Origin of the sequence: Caballeronia sp. GACF4 (genome assembly GCF_023631025.1) — a bacterium.
In the GTDB taxonomy this organism is placed as follows: domain Bacteria; phylum Pseudomonadota; class Gammaproteobacteria; order Burkholderiales; family Burkholderiaceae; genus Caballeronia.
In genome coordinates this window covers 284,118-306,446 of record NZ_JALQDW010000005.1, presented here as the reverse complement: position 1 = coordinate 306,446, position 22,329 = coordinate 284,118, and the positions used below count along the sequence as shown (strand labels likewise).

Here is a 22,329-nt window from a genome sequence, read left to right as displayed (position 1 = left end):
CGTCTCGCGGCTTCAGCGTTCCAGTATCGCGACGATGCCTTGTCCGCCCGCCGCGCAAATCGAGATCAGCCCGCGCGTGGGACGGCCATCGCCGCGAGCGGGCGCATGGCTCAACATCTTCGCGAGCGTGCCGACGATGCGTCCGCCTGTCGCCGCGAACGGATGCCCGGTCGCGAGCGAACTGCCGTTCACGTTCAGACGCGCGCGGTCGATGCCGCCTGGCGCCTGCCCGAGTCCGAGCACGGTTTCGCAATACTCTTGGTCTTCCCATGCGGCGAGCGTGCATAGCACCTGTGCGGCGAAGGCTTCGTGAATCTCGTAAAAGTCGAAGTCCTGCAAGGCGAGGCCGGCGCGCGAAAGCAGCGGCGGGACGGCGTGGACGGGCGCCATCAAGAGACCTTCGCGCTTGTCGAAGAAATCGACTGCCGCCGATGCCGACAAACTCAAGTACGCCTGCACCGGCAAGCCGCGTTCGGCGGCCCATTGTTCCGATGCGAGCAGCACGGCCGACGCGCCATCGGTGAGCGGCGTCGAGTTGCCGGCGGTGAGCGTGCCCGCATCGCGATCGAAGACAGGCTTCAGTTGCGCGAGCTGATCGAGCGAAAGCTCGGGCCGCAGCGTGTTGTCGCGCGTCTGGCCTTTGTACGGCGTCATCAGGTCGTTGAAGAAGCCGCGTTCATACGCCGCCGCGAGCTTGAGATGACTTTCCCGCGCGAGCGCGTCCTGCGCTTCGCGCGAAACCTTCCAGCGCTTGGCCATCAGTTCGCAATGCTCGCCCATCGAAAGACCGGTGCGCGGCTCGGCGTTACGCGGCAGCGTCGGCCTGAAGAACATGCCGGGCCGCAGCTTCGCGAGCGCGCCCACGCGCTGGCCCGCCGTCCGGCTGCGATTGGCTTCGAGCAAAATCTTGCGCATGCGCTCGTTCATGCCGATGGGCGCGTCCGACGCCGTATCCACGCCCCCTGCGATCCCCACGTCGATCTGTCCGAGCGCGATCTTGTTGGCGACCAGAATCACCGTTTCGAGGCCGGTGGCGCAGGCCTGCTGAACATCGTAGGCGGGCGTTTCCTTCGCCAGCGTGGTCGAGAGCGCGGCTTCGCGCGTGAGATTGAAATCGCGCGAATGCTTGACGACCGCGCCCGCCGCGATCTCGCCGAGACGCAGGCCGTGTAGATCATAACGATCGACGAGACCTTGCAGCGCGAAGGCCAGCATGTCCTGATTCGATGCCGTCGCGTAAGCCGTATTCGAACGCGCGAACGGAATCCGGTTGCTGCCAATGATCGCGACTCTGCGCCCGAGGTTCGAAGACGTGCTCATGGCAGCTCCCATTCGAACTCGCCGCGCAAATGCGGCCGGTCGCCGGCGAGATCGCGCACTTCGAAGGCGCGCGCGGTGGACGAGGGCGCCGCGCTCCACAGCGTCGCGTCGCCCGGAAGAAAGAGCGGCAGCTTGAAGTCGCTGTGCGCGTGACCGGATGCGAGCGTCTTCACCGGATGCAGCGCCGCGAGCGTGCGCGCAAGCGTCCACATGCCGTGCGCGATGGCGCGCTGAAAGCCGAACGCCTTCGCGCTCAACGCATGCAGGTGAATGGGATTGAAGTCGCCGGAAGCCTTCGCGTAGTCGCGGCCCAGTTGCGCGGGAAGCTGCCAGCGCGCTTCGCGTACGAGGAGCGGCGTACTGGTCTCGATGGCATCGGCAGCGGGCGCGGTGGCTTCGGTCTTCACGCCGCGTTTCAGATAGACGCTGTCGCCATCCCACACGGCCTCGCCGCGCCGGTAGATGCGCGTATGCAGCGTGAACGCCTGGCCTTTCGGATGCGGCACGAGCGGTCCGCATTCCACTTCGATCCGCAAGCCCTGACCCGCGAGCAGCGGCCGGCGAAGATGCACGCTGTTCGACAGATGCACGACGCCGAGCGCCGACCAGGGAAATGACGGATCGGTAAGCATCATCAGATGCAGCGGAAACGCGAGCACATGCGGGAACGTGAGCGGCACGCCGTGCTCGGGGATGAAGCCGCATACGCGCGCATACCGGCCGATATGTTCGGGGTCGAGCCGCACGTCGGGGCGAATCAGGCGTAGCGCGGGCAGATCGGTTGCGTGGCCGCGCCGGAATAGGCCCGGCAGCAAGCGGCCATAGAGCTTTGCAGGCGACGGCAGCGTATCGACGACGACGGTGCGCGGGCGGGGCATCGTGGAGACGTGCATCCGTCAGGCTCCGACGAGGCTCTGGCCGCAGACGCGCACCACCTGGCCGGTCACGCCCGCGCTGCCGGGACTCGCGAGCCATGCCACGGTTTCGGCGACATCGACCGGCAAGCCGCCCTGGCCCATCGAGTTGAGCCTTCGTCCGGCCTCGCGCACGCCGAATGGCATGCGCGCGGTCATTTGCGTTTCGATGAAGCCCGGCGCCACCGCGTTGATGGTAATGCCGCGTGCATGCAGTATCGGCGCCATGCTCTGCACGCGCCCGATCACGCCGGCTTTCGAGGTGGCGTAATTGGTCTGGCCGCGATTGCCCGCAATGCCGCTGATCGACGACACCGCGACGATGCGCCCGCCCGCGCCGATCACGCTCTGCGCGAGCAGGGCTTCGTCCATGCGTTCCTGCGCGAGCAGATTGATGTCGATCACGCTGTCCCACATCTCTGCGCTCATGCGCGCGATGGTCTTGTCGCGCGTGATGCCCGCGTTATGCACGACGATATCGATGCCGCCCGACGCCGCAAGCGCGGCCGCGAGTTCGGCGGGCGCTTCGGGCGATGCGATATCGGCATAGAGCGCGGTATGCGCGCCGTTAGAAGGCGACGCGTCTTCTATGCCGAGCATGGTCTGATCGAGCGCGTCGCGCGCGGCGGCCACGTCGAGCCCGGTAACGATGGCGCCGTGCGCCGCGAGCACCGCCGCAATCGATGCGCCGATGCCGCGCGCCGCGCCCGTCACGAGCGCGCGCTTTCCGGCGAGCGGCGCGGCCCAGTTCGCGGGCGAGGGCGCCGCGCCTTCGAGATGCACGGCTTGCCCCGACACATATGCCGAACGCGGCGACAAAAAGAAGCGCAGCGCGCCTTCGATGGAAGCCTGCGGACTCACGTGCAGCAGATTTGCCGTGCTGCCGTTGCGCGCTTCCTTGCCGAGCGAGCGCGTGAGACCTTCGAGCGCGCGCTGCGCGGTCGCCGCACGCGGATCGCTCAAAGCGCCGGGCGGGCGGCCGAGCACGACGATTCGGCCGCTTCTGGCAAGCGAGCGCAGCGCGTCGTGGAAGAAGGCGTAGAGCGCATGCAGTTCGCTGCTTTCGACAATGCCGGTGGCATCGAAGATCAGCGCCTGAACGCGGTTGGCGGGGCTGGAATCGGTGGCGCGCGCCTCGAAACGCCCGCTCATCGCGCCTTGACGGCTTGCCACGGCGAGCCATCCGGACGCGCTGTCATGCGCGATGCCCGTCATGCCGATGCCGGACAACACCGCGAGGAGGTCGTCGAACAGTGCCGGCGACGGTCCCGCGCCGATGGCCGCCATACCGCCGAACTCGGCTTCGCCTGCGCGCAGGCGGCGCAATGCTTCGGGGCGCGGCAGCCCGAGCGAGCGGGCGATGCTCGTGCCGAAGGGCGAATTGACGAAGTCGAGGTAGCGGTCTTTCATCGATTGGCGAGCGGTCGTCGGCAGCGTGGTGTGCTTCGAAATCAGGCGACCGTTTCGGGCATTTGTTGCTCGATCTCGGCGCTGCGCTTTTGCAATGCTTCGAGGATACCGAAGTCTGCGGAAAAATCATCGACTTTCACGGCTTCGCGCGCAAGCGATGCCCATTCTTTGAGCAGAGCCGCCTCGCTCGTATCGATCAATCCGAGCGCGGTCGCCTGCCGCGCCCACGCTTCGATCTCGTCCGGGCTTTGCGGCAGAGGAGCGGTCTTGCCGGATTTCACGGCGTCGCGCAGGCGCGCTTCGAGTGCGACGACGGCGGGCGTGAGCGCGAGCAATTTCTCGCCGACCGCGATCGGATCGTCCTCGAGCGCGGACACGTGCGAGCCTTCGACGAGGCGGCTGCGGGCATCGCCGGGCGTCTGCATCAGGAGCGCGACGTCGTTGCCGAGCGCGTCCGTGCTGGGTGCGTGCGGCAGGCCGAACGGGAACGCGAAGACGCGCAAGAAGGCTGCGGCGGCACGGTTCGGATAGTTGGCGAGCAAGCCGTCGAAGGCGAGCCGCGCCTGATACAGCGCGTCCTCCACGCCCCAGCGCACGAGCGGCAGGTCGCTTTCCGGGCGGCCGTCGTCCTCGAAGCGCTTGAGCGTCGCGGAGATCAGATAAAGCTGCGCGAGGATGTCGCCCAGGCGCGCGGACAGGCGCTCGCGACGCTTGAGCTCGCCGCCGAGCGCGAGCATCGAGATATCGGCGAAGAGGGCGAACGCGCTCGACAGTCGTGTCGCGGCGCGATAGTACGGGACGAGGCGCGCGTCGGCCTGTGCGGGTTTGCGGATCGACACGCCGCCGCCGAGCGCGTAGACGAGGCTGCGGATCGCGTTGGACGCGAGAAAGCTCGCATGACCGAAGAAGGCCGCGTCGAAGTCGGTGAGTGCGCGTTTTGCGTCGGGCTCGCGCGTGGCCGCCATCTCCTTGAGCACATACGGATGACAGCGAATCGCGCCCTGTCCGAAGATGATCAGGCAGCGCGTCAAAATGTTCGCGCCTTCGACGGTGATCGAGATCGGCATCTGCTGATACGCGCGCGCGAGAAAATTCGACGGCCCCATGCAGATGCCCTTGCCCGCGACCACGTCCATGCCGTCGTTGATCACTTTGCGCGCGCGCTCGGTGATGTGATATTTCGCGATCGCCGAAATCACCGAGGGCTTTTCGCCGAGATCGACGGCCTGTGCCGACAGGCGGCGCGCCGCATCCATCACGTACAGATTGCCGCCCATGCGGCCGAGCGCTTCCTGAATGCCCTCGAAGCGTCCGATTGACGTCCGGAACTGGCGGCGCGCGGCGGCATAGGCGCCGGTGCCGCGCACGGCGAGTTTGGCCATGCCGACATTCGACGACGGCAGCGAGATCGCGCGGCCCGCCGCGAGACATTCCATCAGCATGCGCCAGCCGCGTCCGACCTGTTCGCGTCCGCCGATAACCCATTCCATCGGGATGAAAACGTCTGTTCCCCAGTTCGGGCCGTTCTGGAACACGGCGTTGAGCGGCCAGTGACGTCTGCCGATATGCACGCCGGGATGCGTCGTCGGAATGAGCGCGCAGGTGATGCCGGGCGCTTCGTTGCCGCCGAGCAGACGTTCGGGATCGAGCGCGCGAAAGGCAAGGCCGAGCACGGTGGCGATCGGTCCGAGCGTGATGTAGCGCTTGTTCCAGGTGACGCGAAAGCCGAGCGTCTCGCGGCCTTCGTGCATCGCGCGGCAGACGACGCCGACATCGGGAATCGCAGCGGCGTCGGAGCCGGCATACGGACTCGTCAGCGCGAAGCAGGGGATTTCATCGCCGCGCGCGAGGCGTGGCAAGTAGTAGTTCTTCTGTTCTTCGGTGCCGTAATGCAGCAGCAATTCGGCGGGTCCGAGCGAGTTGGGCACCATCACCGAGACCGCCGCCGCCGACGAATGCGTCGACAGCTTCATGATGACTTGCGAGTGCGCGTAAGCGGAGAACGCCTTTCCGCCGTACTGCTTCGGAATGATCATGCCGAGAAAGCCCTTCTCCTTGATAAAGGCCCAGGCTTGCGGCGACAGATCCTGCCAGATCGTCGTGGTGTCCCAGTCGTTGGCGATGTCACAGAGATGGGCGCATTCGTTGTCGATGAAGCTTTGTTCTTCCGGCGTGAGTCTTGGCGCGCCGTGAGCGAGGAGCGAGTCCCAGTGCGGGCGGCCGGAAAAGAGTTCGGCGTCCCACCAGACCGTGCCCGCTTCGATGGCGTCGCGTTCGGTGGCCGACATCTGCGGCAGGATCTTTTGAAATACGCCCAGCACCCGCCGGCTGATGAGCACGCGGCGCAACGGCTTGATGGAGAGGAGAAGCGCCGGAAGCACGAAGACGATGGCCAGCAGCGCGGTGACTATCGGCCCGACGATGCCGGTGAACGCGCCCGCCGCAACCCAGATCGCGAGCGCCGCGAGCCAGGCGACGGCAGACGCTTGCACGAAGGTCAACGCGCCAGCGACAAGGAGGAAAGCGATGACGAAGAGGGCGAGCATCACGGGTCTCCGAAGCGGCGGTGGTTCGGAGGAGCAGCACGGGGCGTGCCGAATGCGTCGGCATCGCCCTCTAAAATAGCTTGTGGCGCCCGATGGTTCGCTTACGTCTGCGCCGCCACTTCCTCCGCCGAGCGCGTCATATCGATACCCCTACGCTCGCGGCTGAAGAAGATCAACGCGGCGATCACGACAGCGACGGTTCCCGCAACGATCGCCATTGCCGTGCCGTAGTCCTTGCCGTGTGCCTCGGCGATCGATGCCTGCATCGTCGCATTGACGGCCGCCAGCAGGTTGCCGAGCTGATAAACGAGCCCCGGAAACGTCGCGCGAATCTCATCCGGCGAAATCTCGTTCAGATGCACTGGAATCACGCCCCACGCGCCCTGCACGGAAATCTGCATGAGGAACGCGCCGATAGCGAGCATCACCGGGCCTGTCGAGAACGCCCATAAATACAGAACCGGCAACGCGATCAGCGCGGCGATGAAAATCGCCACGCGCCGTCCGATCTTCTCGGAAAGCGACCCGAAAAAGAGTCCGCCGACAATCGCGCCGATATTGAGCACGATGGTAATCAGCGAAACCGTGTGCGGGTCGAAATGATGCTGTTCGCGCAGGAAGGTCGGATACAGATCCTGCGTGCCATGCGAGAAAAAGTTGAACGCGGTCATCAGGACGATCGCGTAAAGCGAGAGCTTCCAGTTCTGCTTGAGCGTGGCGAGCAGACCCGGCCGCTTGCGCTTTTCGAGCGCGCGCCACGCGGGCGATTCCGGCACGTGCGCGCGCACATAGAGCACGAGCAGCGCGGGCGCGACGCCGACAAAGAACATCCCGCGCCAGCCGACGAACTGATAAAGCACGCCGAATACGATCGACGCGAGCAAGTAGCCGCTCGGATATCCCGCCTGCAGCAAGCCCGAGACGAAGCCGCGCGAGGAAGGCGGCACGGTTTCCATCGTCAGCGCGGAGCCGACGCCCCATTCGCCACCCATCGCGACGCCGAAGAGAAAGCGCAAGATCAGCAAAGTCGTGAGATTCGGCGATAAACCCGAGAGCAATTCGAGCAGCGAATAAATCGCGATGTTGATCATCAATGTCGGACGGCGGCCGAATTTGTCCGCAAGCCGCCCGAAGATCAACGCGCCAAGCGGACGCGCCGCCAGCGTAAGCGTAATGGCAAAGGCCACCTTGGGAATGCCGGTATTAAATTCGGCGGCGATGTCCTTCAATATGAAGACCATCAGAAAGAAGTCGAATGCGTCGAGTGTCCAGCCCAGGTAAGCCGCAATCGTTACGTTTCGTTGTTCGCGCGTCCAACTCATTGCCGTGGTCTCCGTTCGATTAATTGATTGGCTTGCCTGGCGAGCGGCGAGGCCGGACAGGCACGGCCGCAGGCAAGCTGAGTGTACGCCCGTGTTTAATTAGCTGCAGGAGGTCAAGAAAGCGCGTGGCACGAATAAGCGCGATTAAATCGTGATCGTAAGCGCGAATGATTCGAATCGATTCGATTCAACAGAAGATCGAATAGACGACGTAAGAAAATTGAATAGGATTTGAAAAGAAAAGGCGCGGAAACAAAAAACCCCACGCGTTGATTCGTGGGGTTGTTTGCAAAACGCTGAAAGAGACCTTGGTGCCCAGGAGAGGACTCGAACCTCCACGGTGTTGCCACCGCTAGGACCTGAACCTAGTGCGTCTACCAATTCCGCCACCTGGGCAAGGGTGCGTGTACTGCGTTTTGTGCTTCGTGAGCAGCAAAGAACGCCATTATATCGACCGGATTGCGTCTGTCAAGCATTTCCATTCGACGATTCGCAGCGCGAGCGTGATCCTCGCCGCGGCATGCTCAAGCGCCTGCGAGCCTCATGAGGGCCCGAATACGGGTGTTAGAATGATCCGCAACGATGCCCGCCACTGAAGGCTGCAAAGTTCCGCGAAAGTCCATCTAAACGAGAAGAAAGACGATCAAGCCCTTGAGCAAATATCCGTATCCGATTCCCAGCCGCGAAGAGATTCTCGGCGTGCTGCGCACGAGCGAGACTCCGCATGCCGCGAACGACATCGCCGAGGCATTGTCGATCAAGCGCCAGGAGCGCGAAGGATTTTTCAAGCGACTGGCGGCCATGGAACGCGACGGGCAAATCCGCCTCGACAAGCGCGGTCACTACCAGCTCACGCATCCTTCGAACTTCGTTGCAGGCCGCGTGCAAGGTCATCGCGATGGCTTCGGCTTCCTGATCCGCGACGACGGCCAGGACGATCTCTTCCTTCCCAACGGCGAAATGCAGAAGGTCATGCACAATGACCGCGTGCTTGCGCGCATCGTCGGCTTCGACCGGCGCGGCCGGCCGGAAGGGCATATCGTCGAGGTCACGGACCGCGCGAACAAGCGCATCATCGGTAGGCTCATCAACGAGAATGGCGCGTTGATTCTCGTGCCGGAAGACAAGCGCATCGGTCACGACATTCTCATCACGCAGAACCCGAAGAAGGCGAAGGTCGGGCAAGTGGTGTCCGTCGATCTCACCGATTTCCCGAGCCGTCATTCGCAGCCGCTCGGCCGCGTGGCCGAAGTGATCGGCGATATCGACGATCCCGGCATGGAGATCGAGATCGCCGTGCGCAAGTACGGTGTGCCGCACGAATTCAGCGACGCCGCGCTTGCCGCCGCCGCGAAGCTGCCCGACGAAGTGCGTCCGGTGGACATACGCCATCGCGTGGACTTGCGCGATGTGCCGCTCGTCACGATCGACGGCGAAGACGCCCGCGACTTCGACGATGCCGTGTATTGCGAGCCCATCTCCGTGGGCCGCGGTTCGGGCTTCCGGCTGCTCGTGGCGATTGCGGACGTGTCGCATTACGTGCGCCCGAACGAAGCACTCGATGTCGACGCGCTCGACCGCAGCACGTCGGTGTACTTTCCGCGTCGCGTGATCCCGATGCTGCCGGAAAAGCTCTCGAACGGCTTGTGTTCGCTGAACCCGGACGTCGACCGTTGCGTGCTCGTGTGCGACATGGTCATCACCGCGCGCGGCGAAATCAAGGCATATCAGTTTTATCCTGGCGTGATGCATTCGGCCGCGCGTCTCACCTACACCGAAGTCGCCGCGGTGCTCACGAACACCAAGGGACCGGAAGCCGCGCGCCGCGCCGAGATCCTGCCGCAATTGCAGGATCTCTACGGCGTCTACAAGGCGCTGCACGCCGCGCGTCAGAAGCGCGGCGCAATCGATTTTGACACCACCGAGACGTATATCGTCGTCAACTCGCAGGGCAAGATCGAGCAGATCGTGCCGCGTCATCGTAACGACGCGCATCGGCTGATCGAGGAATGCATGCTGGCGGCCAACGTCTGCGCGGCGGACTTTTTGAAGCGCAACAAGCATCCGGGCCTCTACCGCGTGCATGCGGGACCGACCGAGGAGAAGCTCGAAAACCTGCGCACGTTCCTGCGTGGCGTCGGTCTCACGCTGACGGGCGGCGCGAAGCCTCACGCGAGCGATTACGCCGCGCTGATCGCGCAGATCCGCGACCGGCCCGACGCGCAGATGCTCCAGTCGATGGTGCTGCGCTCCATGCAGCAAGCGGTGTATAGCCCGGACAACATCGGTCACTTCGGGTTGGCTTACGAGGCGTACGCGCACTTCACGAGCCCGATTCGCCGCTATCCCGACTTGCTCACGCATCGCGCCATTTACGCCATTTTGCAGGGCAAGAAGTATCTGCCCGAAGTGGGTCACGACACATCGCTCAGCACCGGCCTCACGAAAGCCGCGCGCGAGATGCAGAAGAACGACGATCAGTCCCGCGGCCGTTCGCGCAACAACGTCGCGATTTGGGAAGAACTCGGGCTGCATTGTTCGTCGAACGAACGTCGCGCCGATGAAGCCTCTCGCGATGTCGAAGCCTGGCTCAAGTGCTATTTCATGCGCGACAAGCTCGGCGAGGAATACGGCGGCATGGTGAACGGCGTGACGTCGTTCGGCATCTTCGTGCAACTCGATTCGCTGTTTATCGAAGGGCTCGTGCATATCACCGAACTGGGCTCGGATTACTTCCAGTACGACGAGATCAAGAACGAACTGCGCGGCGAACGCACGGGTATCCGGTATCGCATGTCGGATCGTGTGCGCGTGCAGGTGGGCCGCGTCGATCTCGATGCGCGCAAGATCGACTTCCGTCTCGTGCGCGACACGCCGGTGAAACCGCCGGCGCCGCGTCCGTCCGCGAATGCGGGCGCCGAGCATGCATCGGGCGGCGATGCGGGCGGTCCGCGCATCCGCGCTTTCGACGACGACGTCACCGGCACGCGTGCGCGTGGCGGCACGAAGAAGGGCGCGGCGGTGGCGTCGGCCACGCGCGGTGGCGCGGCCAGAAAGCGTGGCGTGGCGTCGAAGTCATCGGCGCAGGGCAGGCCGGCGCGCAAGAAACGATAAGACGCGCTTCAGGGCGCTAGCTGGCAATCGCGCGGTCCGACGCCACGAGCTTCGGACCGCGTCATGCTTTTATGGATTTCACGAAGGTTTGGATCAGTCATGTCACGTCTCAAGGTTCTATACGGTTTTCACGCAGTGACCGCGCGTTTGCGTGCGGATGCATCGTCGATCGAAGAGGTCTTGTACGACCCTTCGCGCAAGGACCGGCGCATGCAGGATTTTCTGCGGACCGCGAAGGAAGCGGGCGTTCGCCTGATCGCAGCCGAGGAATCGCGCTTGTTCGGGCTCGCGGGCACCATTCAGCATCAGGGCGTGGTGGCGCGCGGGCAAGACTTGCCGCTCGCGCAGAATCTGGCCGAATTGCTCGATGGCGTGACCGGCACGCCGCTTCTGCTGGTGCTCGATGGCGTCACCGATCCGCATAATCTCGGCGCGTGTCTGCGTGTCGCCGATGCGGCGGGCGCGCATGCCGTGATCGCGCCGCGCGACCGTTCCGCCGGGCTGAACGCAACGGCGGCGAAGGTGGCGAGCGGCGCGGCGGACAGCGTGCCCTACATCACCGTGACGAATCTGGCGCGCGCGCTGCGCGAATTGAAGGATGCGGGCGTGTGGGTGATCGGCACGGCGGGCGAAGCGTCAGCGAGTCTCTTTGAAACGAAGCTGGACGGCCCGGTGGCTATTGTGGTGGGCGCGGAAGGCGAAGGCATGCGCCGTCTCACGCGCGAGACGTGCGACGAGATCATGAATATCCCGATGGCCGGCGCGGTGGAAAGTCTCAATGTGTCCGTGGCGAGCGGGGTTTGTTTATTCGAGGCCGTGCGGCAGAGAAGTGTGAAGAAGTAACGTGCCAATGTTGTCCCGCCTGACCGCCCTGATCTGCGCCTGTGCGCTCACCGCCTGCACCACCACCATGATCGACCGCGGCACCTACCTCGCCGACACTCAGCACCGCGCAAAAGGCGCCGACTCTCGCGTGCGCTTTCTCGTCATGCACTACACCGAGATCGACGAAGCGAAGTCTCTCTCGGTCCTGACCGGCGATCAGGTGAGCGTGCATTACGTCGTCCCCGATGCCCCGCGTATCGAACGAGGCGAGCCGGTCGTCTATCAACTCGTGCCGGAAGACCAGCGCGCGTGGCACGCCGGGCTGAGTTACTGGCAAGGCGCGACGGAACTCAACGCTTCGTCCATCGGGATCGAGAACGTGAATCTCGGGCCCATCGACACGCCGTCCGGCCGCGGATGGCAACCTTATCCGCCCGCGCAGATCGACGCGCTCATCGAGCTGTCGCGCGATATCGTCACGCGCTATCGCATTCCGCCGACGCGCGTCGTCGGCCATAGCGATATCGCACCGCAACGCAAGATCGATCCCGGTCCGCTTTTTCCGTGGCACACGCTTTACCAGGTGGGCATCGGCGCATGGCCCGACGATGCCACGGTCGCCGCGCATCTCGCCGGCCGTGCGCCGAAGGCGCCCACGGATGTCCGCGCGCTTCAGGAAAAGCTCAAACGTTACGGCTACGATGTCGCCACCGACGGTGTCCTCGACGAAAAAACGCGCCGCGTCCTCGGCGCGTTCCAGATGCACTTTCGCCCGTCGGACTATGCGGGCGACGCGGATGCCGAAAGCGACGCCATCGCGTCCGCGCTCATCGACAAATATCTGCCCTGACATGAGCGACTACTTTCTGCCGCTTCGCGCGCTCCATATGACCTGCGCGGGACTGAGCATCGCCGGTTTCTTGCTGCGCTGGATCTGGATGCTCGCGGATTCGCGTCTCTTGCAAAAGCGCGCGGTAAAAATCGTCCCGCACATCGTCGATACCGTGCTGCTCATCTCGGCCATCGCGCTCGTCGTCATCATCGGCTTCGACGCGAATGCCGCGTGGCTCGCAGCGAAGATCGCGGGCCTCGTCGTCTATATCGTGCTCGGGACGTTTGCGCTCAAACGCGGCCGCACCAAAACCTCGCGGGCAATCTTCGGCGTGCTCGCCATCGTCGTCTTCGCGTTCATCGCTTCGGTGGCGCGCACGCACGATCCGCTCGGTTTCCTGCACGCGTTCGCTTAGCGGAGCAAGATGCTCCCTTGGACTCGAATTCTCACCTCGAAAGCAGCAACACCATCATGACTCAGGACGAACTCAAGCAACTGGTCGGCCAGGCCGCCGCCGACTATGTCGACGCGCAGGCGCCCGAAGGCTGCATCATCGGCGTTGGCACGGGGTCCACCGCTAATTGCTTCATCGATGCGCTCGCAAAGTCGAAAGCGCGTTATCGCGGCGCGGTATCGAGTTCGCTCGCGACCACGGCGCGCCTCGAAGCGCATGGTTTCAAGGTGTTCGATCTCAACGAAATCGAAAACTTGCCCGTGTACGTGGACGGCGCCGATGAAATCGACGGCAGCGGCGCGATGATCAAGGGCGGCGGCGGCGCGCTCACGCGCGAGAAAATCGTCGCGTCGGTGTCGGACGTGTTCGTGTGCATCGCCGATGCAAGCAAGCGCGTCGACGTAATGGGCAAGTTCGCGCTGCCCGTCGAAGTCGTGCCGATGGCGCGCACGGCTATCGGCCGCAAGCTCGTGACGCTCGGGGGCGTGCCGATCGTGCGCGTGACGCTGGACGGTTCACCCTTCATCACGGACAACGGCAACGAGATCATCGACGTGAAGGGGCTTTCCATCACCGACCCGCGCGCGCTCGAAGCGCAGATCAACGCGTGGCCGGGCGTCGTGACCGTCGGACTGTTCGCGGCGCGCGGCGCGAATGTGTGTTTGCTGGGCACGGAGAAGGGCGTCGAACGTATCGACTACGCGGCATAAAAAACCGCTCGAAGGCAGCACGCTCAAACAAAAATGGCCCGGAATGTCCGGGCCATTTTTTATCCAAAGGCAAAATTAGAACGCGTTACGTCCGATAAAGCCCTTGAACATGGTCATCGCGACAATCTTGATGTCGAACCAGAACGACCAGTTGTGGATATAGAACAGGTCGAACTTCACGCGGCTCTGCATCTTCTCGACTTTTTCTGTCGCGCCACGATAGCCGTTCACCTGCGCCCAACCCGTAATGCCCGGCTTGATGCGGTAACGGAACATATAACCGTAGACGAGATCCTTGTACAAGTCGTCGTGTTCGAGCGCGTGCGGGCGCGGGCCCACCACCGACATATGTCCGAACAGTACGTTCAGGAACTGCGGCAGCTCGTCCAGACTCGTGCGGCGCAGGAATGCACCGATCTTCGTCACACGCGGGTCGTTGCGCGTTGCCTGGGTCACGTGGCCGCTCGTTTCCTTGTGCACGGCCATCGAACGGAACTTGTAGATGCGGAACGGCCGTCCGTCAGCGCCCTTGCGGTTCTGCGTGAAGAAAACCGGTCCCTTCGAGGTAGCCTTCACCGCGATCGATATGCCGATCATGAGCGGCGACAGCGCCAAGAGCGCGGCGGCCGCGAACAGGCGGTCGAACAGCATCTTCGGCCACATTTGCAGCGTGCTGACCGGCGAGGTCGTCAGGTTGATGGTGGCGAGCCCGGCGACATCCGTCATCGAATGATTGAAGAGCGAGATGCTGCGGGTGTCTGGAATCAAACGCAGATTCACGAAGTCATGGCGCAGCGCGTGAACGAAGCGGTAGATGGTGTGCTCTTGCGAAAGCGGCAGCGCGAGCCACACTTCGTTGATCTCTTCACGGCGCACTTTCTCGACGAGTTCGTCGAAGTCGTTGAGCACCGGCATGCGCATGGAAGCGCCCAGCGTGCTGCCTACGCCGCTCGCGTGCAATTCCTCGTCGCCGGTCGTATCGAGCAGGCAAACCGGCGTAAAACCCTGTTCGGGCGTGCTGCTGAGGTGCGCGAGCAAGGTGCGCGCGAAACCCTGCGCGCCGACGATCGCCACCGTGCGCTGGTTGAAGCCGCGGCCACGCATGGCTCTAAGGCTCAGATAGACCGCGCACTTCGCGACGACGATCAGCGCGCCGGAAATCAGCGTGGAATAAGCGAACCACAGACGCGAGACCAGATCCATCCGATGCAGCGTGAACGCCAGCAAAAGCGCCGCCGCCGCCACCGCGACCCAGGCGAGCGTCACGCGTGCGAGCATCACCGGCAACGGCTTGCCGCGCCAGGCTTCGTACACGCCGAACGCCGGAAACAGCAAGAGGGCGAGCACGCAATTGAACGCGATCAGCAACTTTTCGACATCGCTGAAATCGAGCGAGGAGAAGCGCATGAAGTGCGCAATCACCCCGCCTGCGATGATCAGGAACACGTCGAGACAACGTGCCGAGCGGGCGAACATATCGCGATTTTTAGTTTGCATCTGCATTATCAGGCGCTGGGAACGGAGACGTTTTCCTGCACGCGCATGCGCGGCAGCAGGCGGTCGAATTCACGCTTCACGAGGCCGTAGCACTCGCAGGCGCGGGCTTCGAGCCCTTCGCGGTCCACCACCTTGATACAGCCGCGGCTGTGATGGATGAGGCCCGCATCGTGCAGCTTGCCGGCTGCTTCGGTCACGCCTTCACGGCGTACGCCCAGCATATCGGCAATTAATTGTTGCGTCACTTGTAGTTCGTTGGACGCCGTACGATCGATTTCGATCAGAAGCCAGCGACAAAGTTGCTTATTGAGCGAATGATGGCGGTTGCATGCGGCCGTCTGCGCGACTTGCGTGAGCAGCGCTTGCATATAGAGAAGCATCAGGCGGCGCAGGAAGTCGGAACGCGCGAACTGGTCGCGCAGGGCTTGCGCGCTCATGCGATACGCGAAGCCGGGGCACTGCACTTGCACGCGCGTCGGCATGGTTTCGCCGCCCGTGAGCACCGGCACGCCCGTCATGCCTTCGCGGCCGACCGCCGCGATTTCGACAGAACCGCCATCTTCCATGGTATGCAGCAACGAGATGATGGCCGTCGTCGGGAAATAGACGTGATGAATGCGCTGGCCGGAATCGCACAGCAGCTGTTCGGTGCGCAATTGAACGAGCTCGAGATGCGGAGTCAGTGCTTGCCATTCGTGCGCCGGAAGCGCGCCAAGCAAATGGTTGCCGTGCAGGTCGGACTGGAGGGTCAGCATGGTTGTTCTCTCGTAGCTCGCGCAGTGCGCTTCACTCTTTTATTTACTGATGTGAACGTTATCCAACACATTCCGTCCTTCACATCAGCCCCGTAGCTCCTGTGTCGCGCATGAGTTGATTTGGTTGATTGCGTCGATCGGGTGGCGACACTCTTTTAGCGAGGACTGTGCCAATGCGGCGAGCGTCAATGTGGGCGGGGCCTCAGTGCAAATCCGCCGTTTGTGATGCAGTGCAGCGAAGCGTTTTTGTTTCAGTTTTGAACATTGCTGGTCTTAGGAATACGTATGCGACCCAATACGTAGCATTGTTGCGATCCCCCCGAATGAAGGATTGGTCATATCGCATTACCGCGCGACAGGGCTCTTGAGGAGACATCAGGTTGCAAACCTTCCCTCTTTCGTAGGGAGTTTGAAAATTGATTCATCCGTGTTCCATCGGCTTCGTGGGCAAGCGAACGTGCATTCGTGGATGATTCGCTTGCTTATCCGCAAAGCCTTGCTGCGTATGTCTTTGCGACATGCAAGCCGTGCATGGTCGTGATTCGCGTTCAAGGGCAAAACGTTGCGGCTCTTGCGCGATGTGGAAACCTCACGCGATAAGCATCACGGTGAACGATCTTCATGTCGGCCGTGATGGCTTACATCGGCCCATACGAGGCTTGCACAGCATGCTTCAACGAACATCATCACGATGATTCAGCGTAAAACGTTTGCGTGACAATTGATGGTTTGGTGCTTTGCGACAACGCCGGATTACGCGGAGGGAAGAATTCAGAAATGTTTCATCGAGGACAACTTCGAGCGCTTGTGTGTCGCGTGAAGCGTTGAACACAGCGCAAAGCAGCGTGAGATTTGACTAACACACTTGGCGTGCCATGTCGCCGAGAGATTGGAGCAAGCAGAAAACCCCTTGAAATAAGGCTCGAAATGAGGGCGCCGCAAAGGGCGCATCTCATGAATCATGCTATGAAATGTTCAACAGACGATAGCGGCGAGAGGCGGCACTACGCGCGAATACGCATCTTCGAGAACATCGAAAGAGGCTTCGCAAAGCTCGCGATGTTGTCGTGAAAGCGAGCGAGCGAGACGGCATTGCATGACCATGGTCTCGCTTGCGATCTTGCGGGCGCTGGTATGCGTTTGCACGGGTATGTCGAAGCCTTGCTCGCGCATCCATTGCAGGTAGTGCGCAAGCAGTTCGAAGTTCGCGCCGAGCTGTCGCATTACGTTTGCGAAGTAGAGCTGCGTGTAAGCGTCACCGCGCGCGAGCATGGCATCGACATGTTCGGGAAAGGCAGCACGCCAGCGCGTGATCGGATTGTGCAAAGGACGTCGCAGCAAATGCGCGCACAACAGATCGGCCGATGCTTCCGCCAAGGCCGTTCCGGTAAGCGGTTCACGTACACGCTTGACGAACTCGACATGCGGGAAAAGTGTCGCGGCCAAGGTGCTTGCGTCGCTGGCGGGCAAGCCCAGCACGCCGTTGTAGTCATCGCCATCGAGCAGATGGTAGCCCGTGTGATGAAAGTAGCCGAGACGCCGCGCATTGGGATCGATCACATCGATGCCGATAGTCGTCTTCGCATGCTCGCGATGGTAGGAAGCCGACCGCGTGTCGGGCAAGAAGAACGCATCCGTTTCGATCAGCACGGTGTTTGCGCGGCGCGTCTGCACGAGCGCGCGTTCTTCGAGCGAATGGAAGATTGAAAGCTCCTGTACTTGCAGGCCGTAAAGCTTTTCGATGTCTTCCGGTGTAATGCGGCCGAGCGTGAACTGGTCGTCCTCGAAGTCTTGCGCGACGCTATACGCGAGTGCCGCGCGCGGTTCGAGACCATTGCCATGCAGAAGCTCGATCCAGAGATCGACGGGTCCCGCGCCGTCGCGCCAGATGCGCTCGCCACGATGCAACGCATGCGCGTGATGCCGCCGCGCGCGCAGGCGCAAGGGGTCGAGTTGCACGACGCGCGAACGGCCTGCGTCGGAACCCGTCACACCGCCGGTGTGGAACGCGCTCATGCGTTGACCTCTGAGCAGTAAGGACGGCGTCCGATACCGCCCGTGCGGCCGGGCATGCAGTCATTTTTGCTTTCGTTTTTTTGCGCGCCCGAGTCGCGGTCGACGGCGGTAAGCATCTCGATTTTCCCATGAAGGTGCCGCATGAAGCGAGCGCTATCGGTGCATGCGAATGCACGAAATCGCGCCGGGTGCACGGTTGCATGCACTTATGGGCGGCGAACGGTGCATCGCGGCCCGTGTATGCGGTTTTAGGTTCGAAGGCGTCTTTTTCCCCGAGACGCCTTGCGTGCGGTTGGCCTTATTTGACGGGGCTGCAAGGGCTATCGTCGGTGCGCCGCCGCACGGAATGTTGGCTCACCGGGACGTAACGTGTGATGGTCGCCACGCCGGTTTTATCCGGCCCGAGCATGGAGAATAAAACGATGAACTGGAAAGCCCTTGATTTCGAACAGCTCACTGCGCGAGAGCTTTATCTGATTCTGCGCGCACGCAGTGCGGTGTTCGTCGTCGAACAGTCGCATGTGCACCTCGATCCCGATGGCCGCGATGAAAGCGGCGTGCATGTCTTCGCAGCCGAAGACATGACTCGTTCGATGCCCGTGCTCGCCTATGCGCGCATTCACGAAGGCGATGCCGAAGACCCGGAAGTCGTCGTCGACAAGATCTTGACGAGCCCGCTGCGTCGCGGCGATGGCACCGCGCATGCGCTCATCGAACGCGTGCTCGAAGTGACCGCGGAACGTTGGCCCGGACGCGGCGTGCGTCTCACGGCGCCTGTGAGTCTGCGCGGCTTTTACGAAGCGTTCGGCTTTCGCAAGACCGAAGGTCCGTTCCTCGAACACGGCATGCCGTACATCGGCCTGACGCGAAAGAGCCGTCAGACGGCGCGCGAAACGGCGAGCGCCAGCAAGGCGCAACTGCACGCCAACACCTACGAGTTGCTGTAAGCAGCTTTGCGCGCGCTGCTTGGCCGTTAAGGCGGCGCGCGCGATCCAACGAATTCCACGCTGTAAAAACGAAAGGCAATCCAGGACACGCGGGCCGACCAAGGTCGCGCGTGCCGAACCCACATGCGAATAGTCCATCTAGCCAACCACGCACAGACGATTGGCAACGGCACCGTCAACATGATGGTGGATCTCGCCTGCATGCAGGCGCGCATGGGGCAGGAGGTAATCGTGGCGTCATCCGGCGGCGGATTCGAGCCGCTCTTGCGACGTCACGGCATCACGCATATTCCGTTGCAACAGTCGCGCCAGCCTTGGCGCGTCCCTTCGATGATCGCGGGCTTCAATCGCCTTATCGACCGATTCGATCCCGATATCGTGCACGCGCACATGATGACGGGCGCATTGATCTCGCGGTTTGGCAGCATGCGCCGCCGCTTCGCGCTCGTCACGACCGTGCACCATGAATTGCAGAAGAGCGCGTCGCTGGTGCGCTCGGGCGATCGCATGGTCGCCGTGAGCGATGCGGTCGCGAAGGATCTCGTCGCCCGCGGTATCGGGGCCGAGCGGCTTTCGGTCGTGCGCAATGGTGCGATAGGCGCGCCGCGGCTCGTGTGCCGTCCCGCGCCGAAACCCCTGCGTTTGAAGCATCCGAACGTGGTTTGCGTGGCGGGGATGTATCGAAGAAAGGGTATTACCGATTTGCTGCATGCATTCGCGCTGTTGCGCGAGCAATCGATGCACGACCGGGAATTCATACCGGAGCCGCATCTGTACCTAGTAGGCGACGGGCCCGATCGCAGCGCGATGGAAACGCTCGCCGCCGAGCTAGATCTGGGCGCGACGGTGCATTTCACCGGCTTCGTCGCGGACCCGCGTCCGTATCTCGCCGAAGCCGATGTCTTCGCGTTGCTGTCGCTTCAGGACCCGAGTCCGCTCGTGATCGCCGAGGCGCGCGAGGCAGGATGCGCAATCGTTGCCACGCGTATCGGCGGTATCCCCGAATTACTCGATGGCGGCGCGGCGGGCGTGCTCGTGCCCGATGGCAATCCGGCCGAGGCGGCGGCGAAACTGCGCTGGCTGCTGCTCGACTCGCAGGCGCGCGGCCAACTGTCGGCGCGCGCGCGACAGAATCTGCATCAGCTTTCAGTCGAGCGCGTAAGCAACGAATACCTGACGATCTATCAGGAAACGCTCGCGGAACGCGCTTCGCAACGGCCGCGCGCGATGCCGGTCGGCCCGCGTCGCACGCGCGCGCCCGATGGCGCCGTATGAGCGAATAGACCGACGAATGAACTAAGTGGTGCACGACGAAAACGCGCATACGTACCGCATAAAGCGCGCGAGTGTCATACAAAAGGGGTATCGAATCGGGCGAGCGTTCGCGGTCGCACAGAACGCATACGAGATGCTTGCTCAAATGCTTGCATGACCGGTTCGCATTTCGGACGGACCGCAAAAAAACGCTCGCGCCGCGCTGCGACGTCGCCATTCTTCAGTTTCCCTGACGAATGCCGGCGCGCGCGCGGCGCGAGTGCAGCACTCAGGGCATGCAGCAAGAAGGGCGGCGACGTGGCGATTGCACCCCGTCAGAGGGAATACCCTGTCAGGAAATTCCCAACTGGTTTTCGGTGCAACGAAGACGCAACGTATCAGGCACGACGACCGGACCAGTCGGTTGTCGCCGTGCCTCGGCGCCTCTGAGCAAACAGCGTGTTCACGACGAACACACATGGCTACGGACAGGCGACAAAGGGGAGAAGCGAGATGGATGAAAACAAAGAGCGATCGCTGGTGGCGAAGGTCATGGACGGACTCGTCTCAGGGATCGTCGAGCAGAAATATGGGGCGATATTGCCGCCGCAGGACATCCTCTCGAAGGAGTTCGACGTAAGTCGGACCGTCATGCGTGAAGCGCTCTCCATGCTGCTCGCGCGGCATATGCTGGACGTGCGGCCGAAAACCGGCACGCGCATCCGGCCGATGAGCGACTGGCGCCTGATCGACGAAGATGTCGTGAGCTGGCGTTTTCGCGCGAAGCCCGATCAGACGTTTCTGCGCGATGTAATCGAATTCCGCATGCTGATCGAACCCCGTGCCGCCGCGCTGGCAGCAGCCCGCGCGACCCCCGATGAGATCGCCGGCATTCGCGATGCCTTCGACGCGCTTTCGCAATTGCAGGTTGGCGAGCCGGAATATCAGGCCGCCGACGAAGTGCTGCATACGCGTATCGTGGCGGCGAGCGGCAATCAGTTCTTTCGCCAGATGACGGCGATCGTGCGCGGTGCGCTCGTCACGGTGAATCCGATCGTCGACGGCATCGAGTCGGTGCGTGAAGCGACGCTTGCGGCGCAGCGGCTCGTGGTCGAAGCCATCGAATCGAAAGATACCGATGCAGCCGAACGCGCGACGCGCGCACTCGTCGATCTCGCGGCGGAAGAAGTGGGCCGCGCGTTCTCGCTCGAGCGCTCGAGCCCGCAGTATCCGGCGCAGCCGCCGAGCGTGAATGCTCCGGCAGGCGCGTAACGGCGTCCGTATCGCGTGAAAAGCCGGGACCTGTCCCGGCTTTTTGCATTTGGCCGCGCGGTTCCTTGAGGCACAATGCCTCCCACGATGAACATCTCGCGGGAGACCGGCTTTGAGCAATACCGAAACGAACACGACGACGAACACGGGAAAGACGAACGCGATCCGCTGGGGCATCGTGGGTGCGGGACGCATTGCACGGCGCTTTGCCGAAAGCCTGGGGCATGTCGATGGCGCGGCACTCGCGGGCGTCTGGTCACGACGCGCCGAACCCGCTCGCGCGCTGGCGGCACCGCATGGCGCGCGCGCCTTCGACGACCTCGACGCCATGTTCGGCGAGATCGACGCGGTCTATGTCGCAACCATGCAGGACAGTCATCCCGAATACGCGCTGCGTGCCTTGGCGGCGGGCAAGCCCGTGCTCTGCGAGAAACCGGCCGCCGTGAACGCGCGCACCTTGCAGACCATGATCGACGCCGCGCGCGCGTCCAAGCTGCTTTTCATGGAAGCGATGAAGCCGCCGTTCTATCCGCTTTATCGCCGTTTGCGCGAGCATCTTGCGCGCGATCCCATCGGCGAGATCGGACTCGTGCGCGCGGGCTGTTCGATAGCCGGCGTGCCGCTCGATCATCCGTCGTTCTCACTCGAAGCGGGCGGCGGCGCGTTGCTCGATATCGGCGTCTACGAAGCGTTTCTGGCGGTCGACTGGCTCGGCGAGGCGCTCGACGTGCAGACGATCGGCCGCGTGGGCGAAACGGGCGTGGATGTCTTCGCGAGCCTCAACGTGCGCCACGAGCGCGGCATCGCGCAGATATTCTGCGGGCTCGATCTGCAAGGTCGTGGCGATGCGCTCATCGGCGGCACTCAAGGCACGGTGACGATCCACGAGAACTGGTGGAACCCGGCGCGCGCAAGCATCGTTTATACGGACGGACGCCGCGTCGAACTCGACGAGCCTTTCAGCGGCGGCGGCCTGAACTACGAGACCGCGCACTTCTGCGAGCTGCTGCGCGCGGGCGCCACCGAAAGCCCGATCATGCCGCACGCCATGTCGATGCGCATGATCGCCATCATCGATGCCGCGCGGCGCGATCTGAACGTGCGCTTCCCGTTCGAGGCAGATTAGCGTTCGCCGCCCATG

17 protein-coding genes and 1 tRNA gene are annotated in these 22,329 nt (G+C 63.0%); 9 read left to right on the top strand and 9 right to left on the bottom strand.

The genetic code is table 11. The annotated features are described in order from the left end of the window. Positions 1-12 precede the first annotated feature (12 nt). The 6 genes from NCR40_RS07555 to NCR40_RS07530 form a co-directional block, all read right to left on the bottom strand. Positions 13-1,320, bottom strand: a complete 1,308-nt coding sequence (locus NCR40_RS07555; protein ID WP_250509102.1) for an acetyl-CoA C-acetyltransferase — start codon at positions 1,318-1,320, stop codon at positions 13-15. Further along, positions 1,317-2,213, bottom strand: coding sequence for a MaoC/PaaZ C-terminal domain-containing protein (locus NCR40_RS07550; protein WP_250465021.1), 897 nt, complete (start codon positions 2,211-2,213; stop codon positions 1,317-1,319). The genes NCR40_RS07555 and NCR40_RS07550 overlap by 4 nt, the downstream gene beginning before the upstream one ends. Before the next feature lie 3 nt (positions 2,214-2,216). Continuing rightward, positions 2,217-3,644: a 3-oxoacyl-ACP reductase gene (locus tag NCR40_RS07545; RefSeq protein WP_250465019.1), complete on the bottom strand. Its 1,428-nt coding sequence runs from the start codon at positions 3,642-3,644 to the stop codon at positions 2,217-2,219. A gap of 41 nt (positions 3,645-3,685) precedes the next feature. Continuing rightward, positions 3,686-6,190, bottom strand: coding sequence for an acyl-CoA dehydrogenase (locus NCR40_RS07540; RefSeq protein WP_250465017.1), 2,505 nt, complete (start codon positions 6,188-6,190; stop codon positions 3,686-3,688). Between the two features lie 101 nt (positions 6,191-6,291). Then, complete coding sequence (locus NCR40_RS07535; RefSeq protein ID WP_244825382.1) at positions 6,292-7,512, bottom strand: MFS transporter; 1,221 nt, start codon at positions 7,510-7,512, stop codon at positions 6,292-6,294. Positions 7,513-7,821: 309 nt separating this feature from the next. After that, positions 7,822-7,908: transfer RNA gene (locus NCR40_RS07530), tRNA-Leu, on the bottom strand. 255 nt (positions 7,909-8,163) lie between these two features. Here NCR40_RS07530 and rnr point away from each other — a divergent pair. The 5 genes from rnr to rpiA all read left to right on the top strand — a co-directional run bounded on the left by rnr (position 8,164) and on the right by rpiA (position 13,447). Beyond that, positions 8,164-10,626, top strand: a complete 2,463-nt coding sequence (rnr, locus tag NCR40_RS07525; protein ID WP_250465015.1) for a ribonuclease R — start codon at positions 8,164-8,166, stop codon at positions 10,624-10,626. A 99-nt stretch (positions 10,627-10,725) separates the two neighbouring features. After that, positions 10,726-11,469, top strand: coding sequence for a 23S rRNA (guanosine(2251)-2'-O)-methyltransferase RlmB (gene rlmB / locus NCR40_RS07520; protein ID WP_244825380.1), 744 nt, complete (start codon positions 10,726-10,728; stop codon positions 11,467-11,469). 7 nt (positions 11,470-11,476) lie between these two features. After that, positions 11,477-12,301: an N-acetylmuramoyl-L-alanine amidase gene (locus tag NCR40_RS07515; RefSeq protein WP_250509144.1), complete on the top strand. Its 825-nt coding sequence runs from the start codon at positions 11,477-11,479 to the stop codon at positions 12,299-12,301. 1 nt (position 12,302) lies between these two features. Then, complete coding sequence (locus tag NCR40_RS07510; RefSeq protein ID WP_250465014.1) at positions 12,303-12,698, top strand: SirB2 family protein; 396 nt, start codon at positions 12,303-12,305, stop codon at positions 12,696-12,698. Between the two features lie 56 nt (positions 12,699-12,754). Continuing rightward, the gene (rpiA, locus tag NCR40_RS07505; protein WP_250465012.1) at positions 12,755-13,447 is read left to right on the top strand and encodes a ribose-5-phosphate isomerase RpiA; all 693 of its coding nucleotides are present in this window, start codon (positions 12,755-12,757) and stop codon (positions 13,445-13,447) included. Between the two features lie 75 nt (positions 13,448-13,522). Here rpiA and NCR40_RS07500 read toward each other — a convergent pair whose 3' ends face one another. From NCR40_RS07500 to NCR40_RS07490, 3 genes are all read right to left on the bottom strand, one after another. Then, positions 13,523-14,923 (bottom strand): undecaprenyl-phosphate glucose phosphotransferase, encoded by a 1,401-nt coding sequence (locus tag NCR40_RS07500; RefSeq protein ID WP_244828053.1) that lies wholly within the window; start codon positions 14,921-14,923, stop codon positions 13,523-13,525. A 29-nt stretch (positions 14,924-14,952) separates the two neighbouring features. After that, complete coding sequence (locus NCR40_RS07495) at positions 14,953-15,699, bottom strand: Crp/Fnr family transcriptional regulator (protein ID WP_244825377.1); 747 nt, start codon at positions 15,697-15,699, stop codon at positions 14,953-14,955. Between the two features lie 975 nt (positions 15,700-16,674). Continuing rightward, positions 16,675-17,715, bottom strand: coding sequence for a DUF1839 family protein (locus tag NCR40_RS07490; protein WP_250492471.1), 1,041 nt, complete (start codon positions 17,713-17,715; stop codon positions 16,675-16,677). A gap of 422 nt (positions 17,716-18,137) precedes the next feature. On the opposite strand from NCR40_RS07490, the gene NCR40_RS07485 reads away from it, so the two are divergent. The 4 genes from NCR40_RS07485 to NCR40_RS07470 all read left to right on the top strand — a co-directional run bounded on the left by NCR40_RS07485 (position 18,138) and on the right by NCR40_RS07470 (position 22,314). Further along, positions 18,138-18,662, top strand: coding sequence for a GNAT family N-acetyltransferase (locus NCR40_RS07485; RefSeq protein ID WP_244825375.1), 525 nt, complete (start codon positions 18,138-18,140; stop codon positions 18,660-18,662). A gap of 123 nt (positions 18,663-18,785) precedes the next feature. Then, positions 18,786-19,937 carry a glycosyltransferase family 4 protein gene (locus tag NCR40_RS07480; RefSeq protein WP_250465008.1) on the top strand — a complete coding sequence of 384 codons (1,152 nt, stop codon included), beginning with the start codon at positions 18,786-18,788 and terminating at the stop codon, positions 19,935-19,937. Positions 19,938-20,429: 492 nt separating this feature from the next. Further along, positions 20,430-21,188, top strand: a complete 759-nt coding sequence (locus NCR40_RS07475; RefSeq protein ID WP_244825373.1) for a FadR/GntR family transcriptional regulator — start codon at positions 20,430-20,432, stop codon at positions 21,186-21,188. 112 nt (positions 21,189-21,300) lie between these two features. Next, positions 21,301-22,314 (top strand): Gfo/Idh/MocA family protein, encoded by a 1,014-nt coding sequence (locus NCR40_RS07470; RefSeq protein WP_250465006.1) that lies wholly within the window; start codon positions 21,301-21,303, stop codon positions 22,312-22,314. The last annotated feature ends 15 nt before the right edge of the window (positions 22,315-22,329 follow it).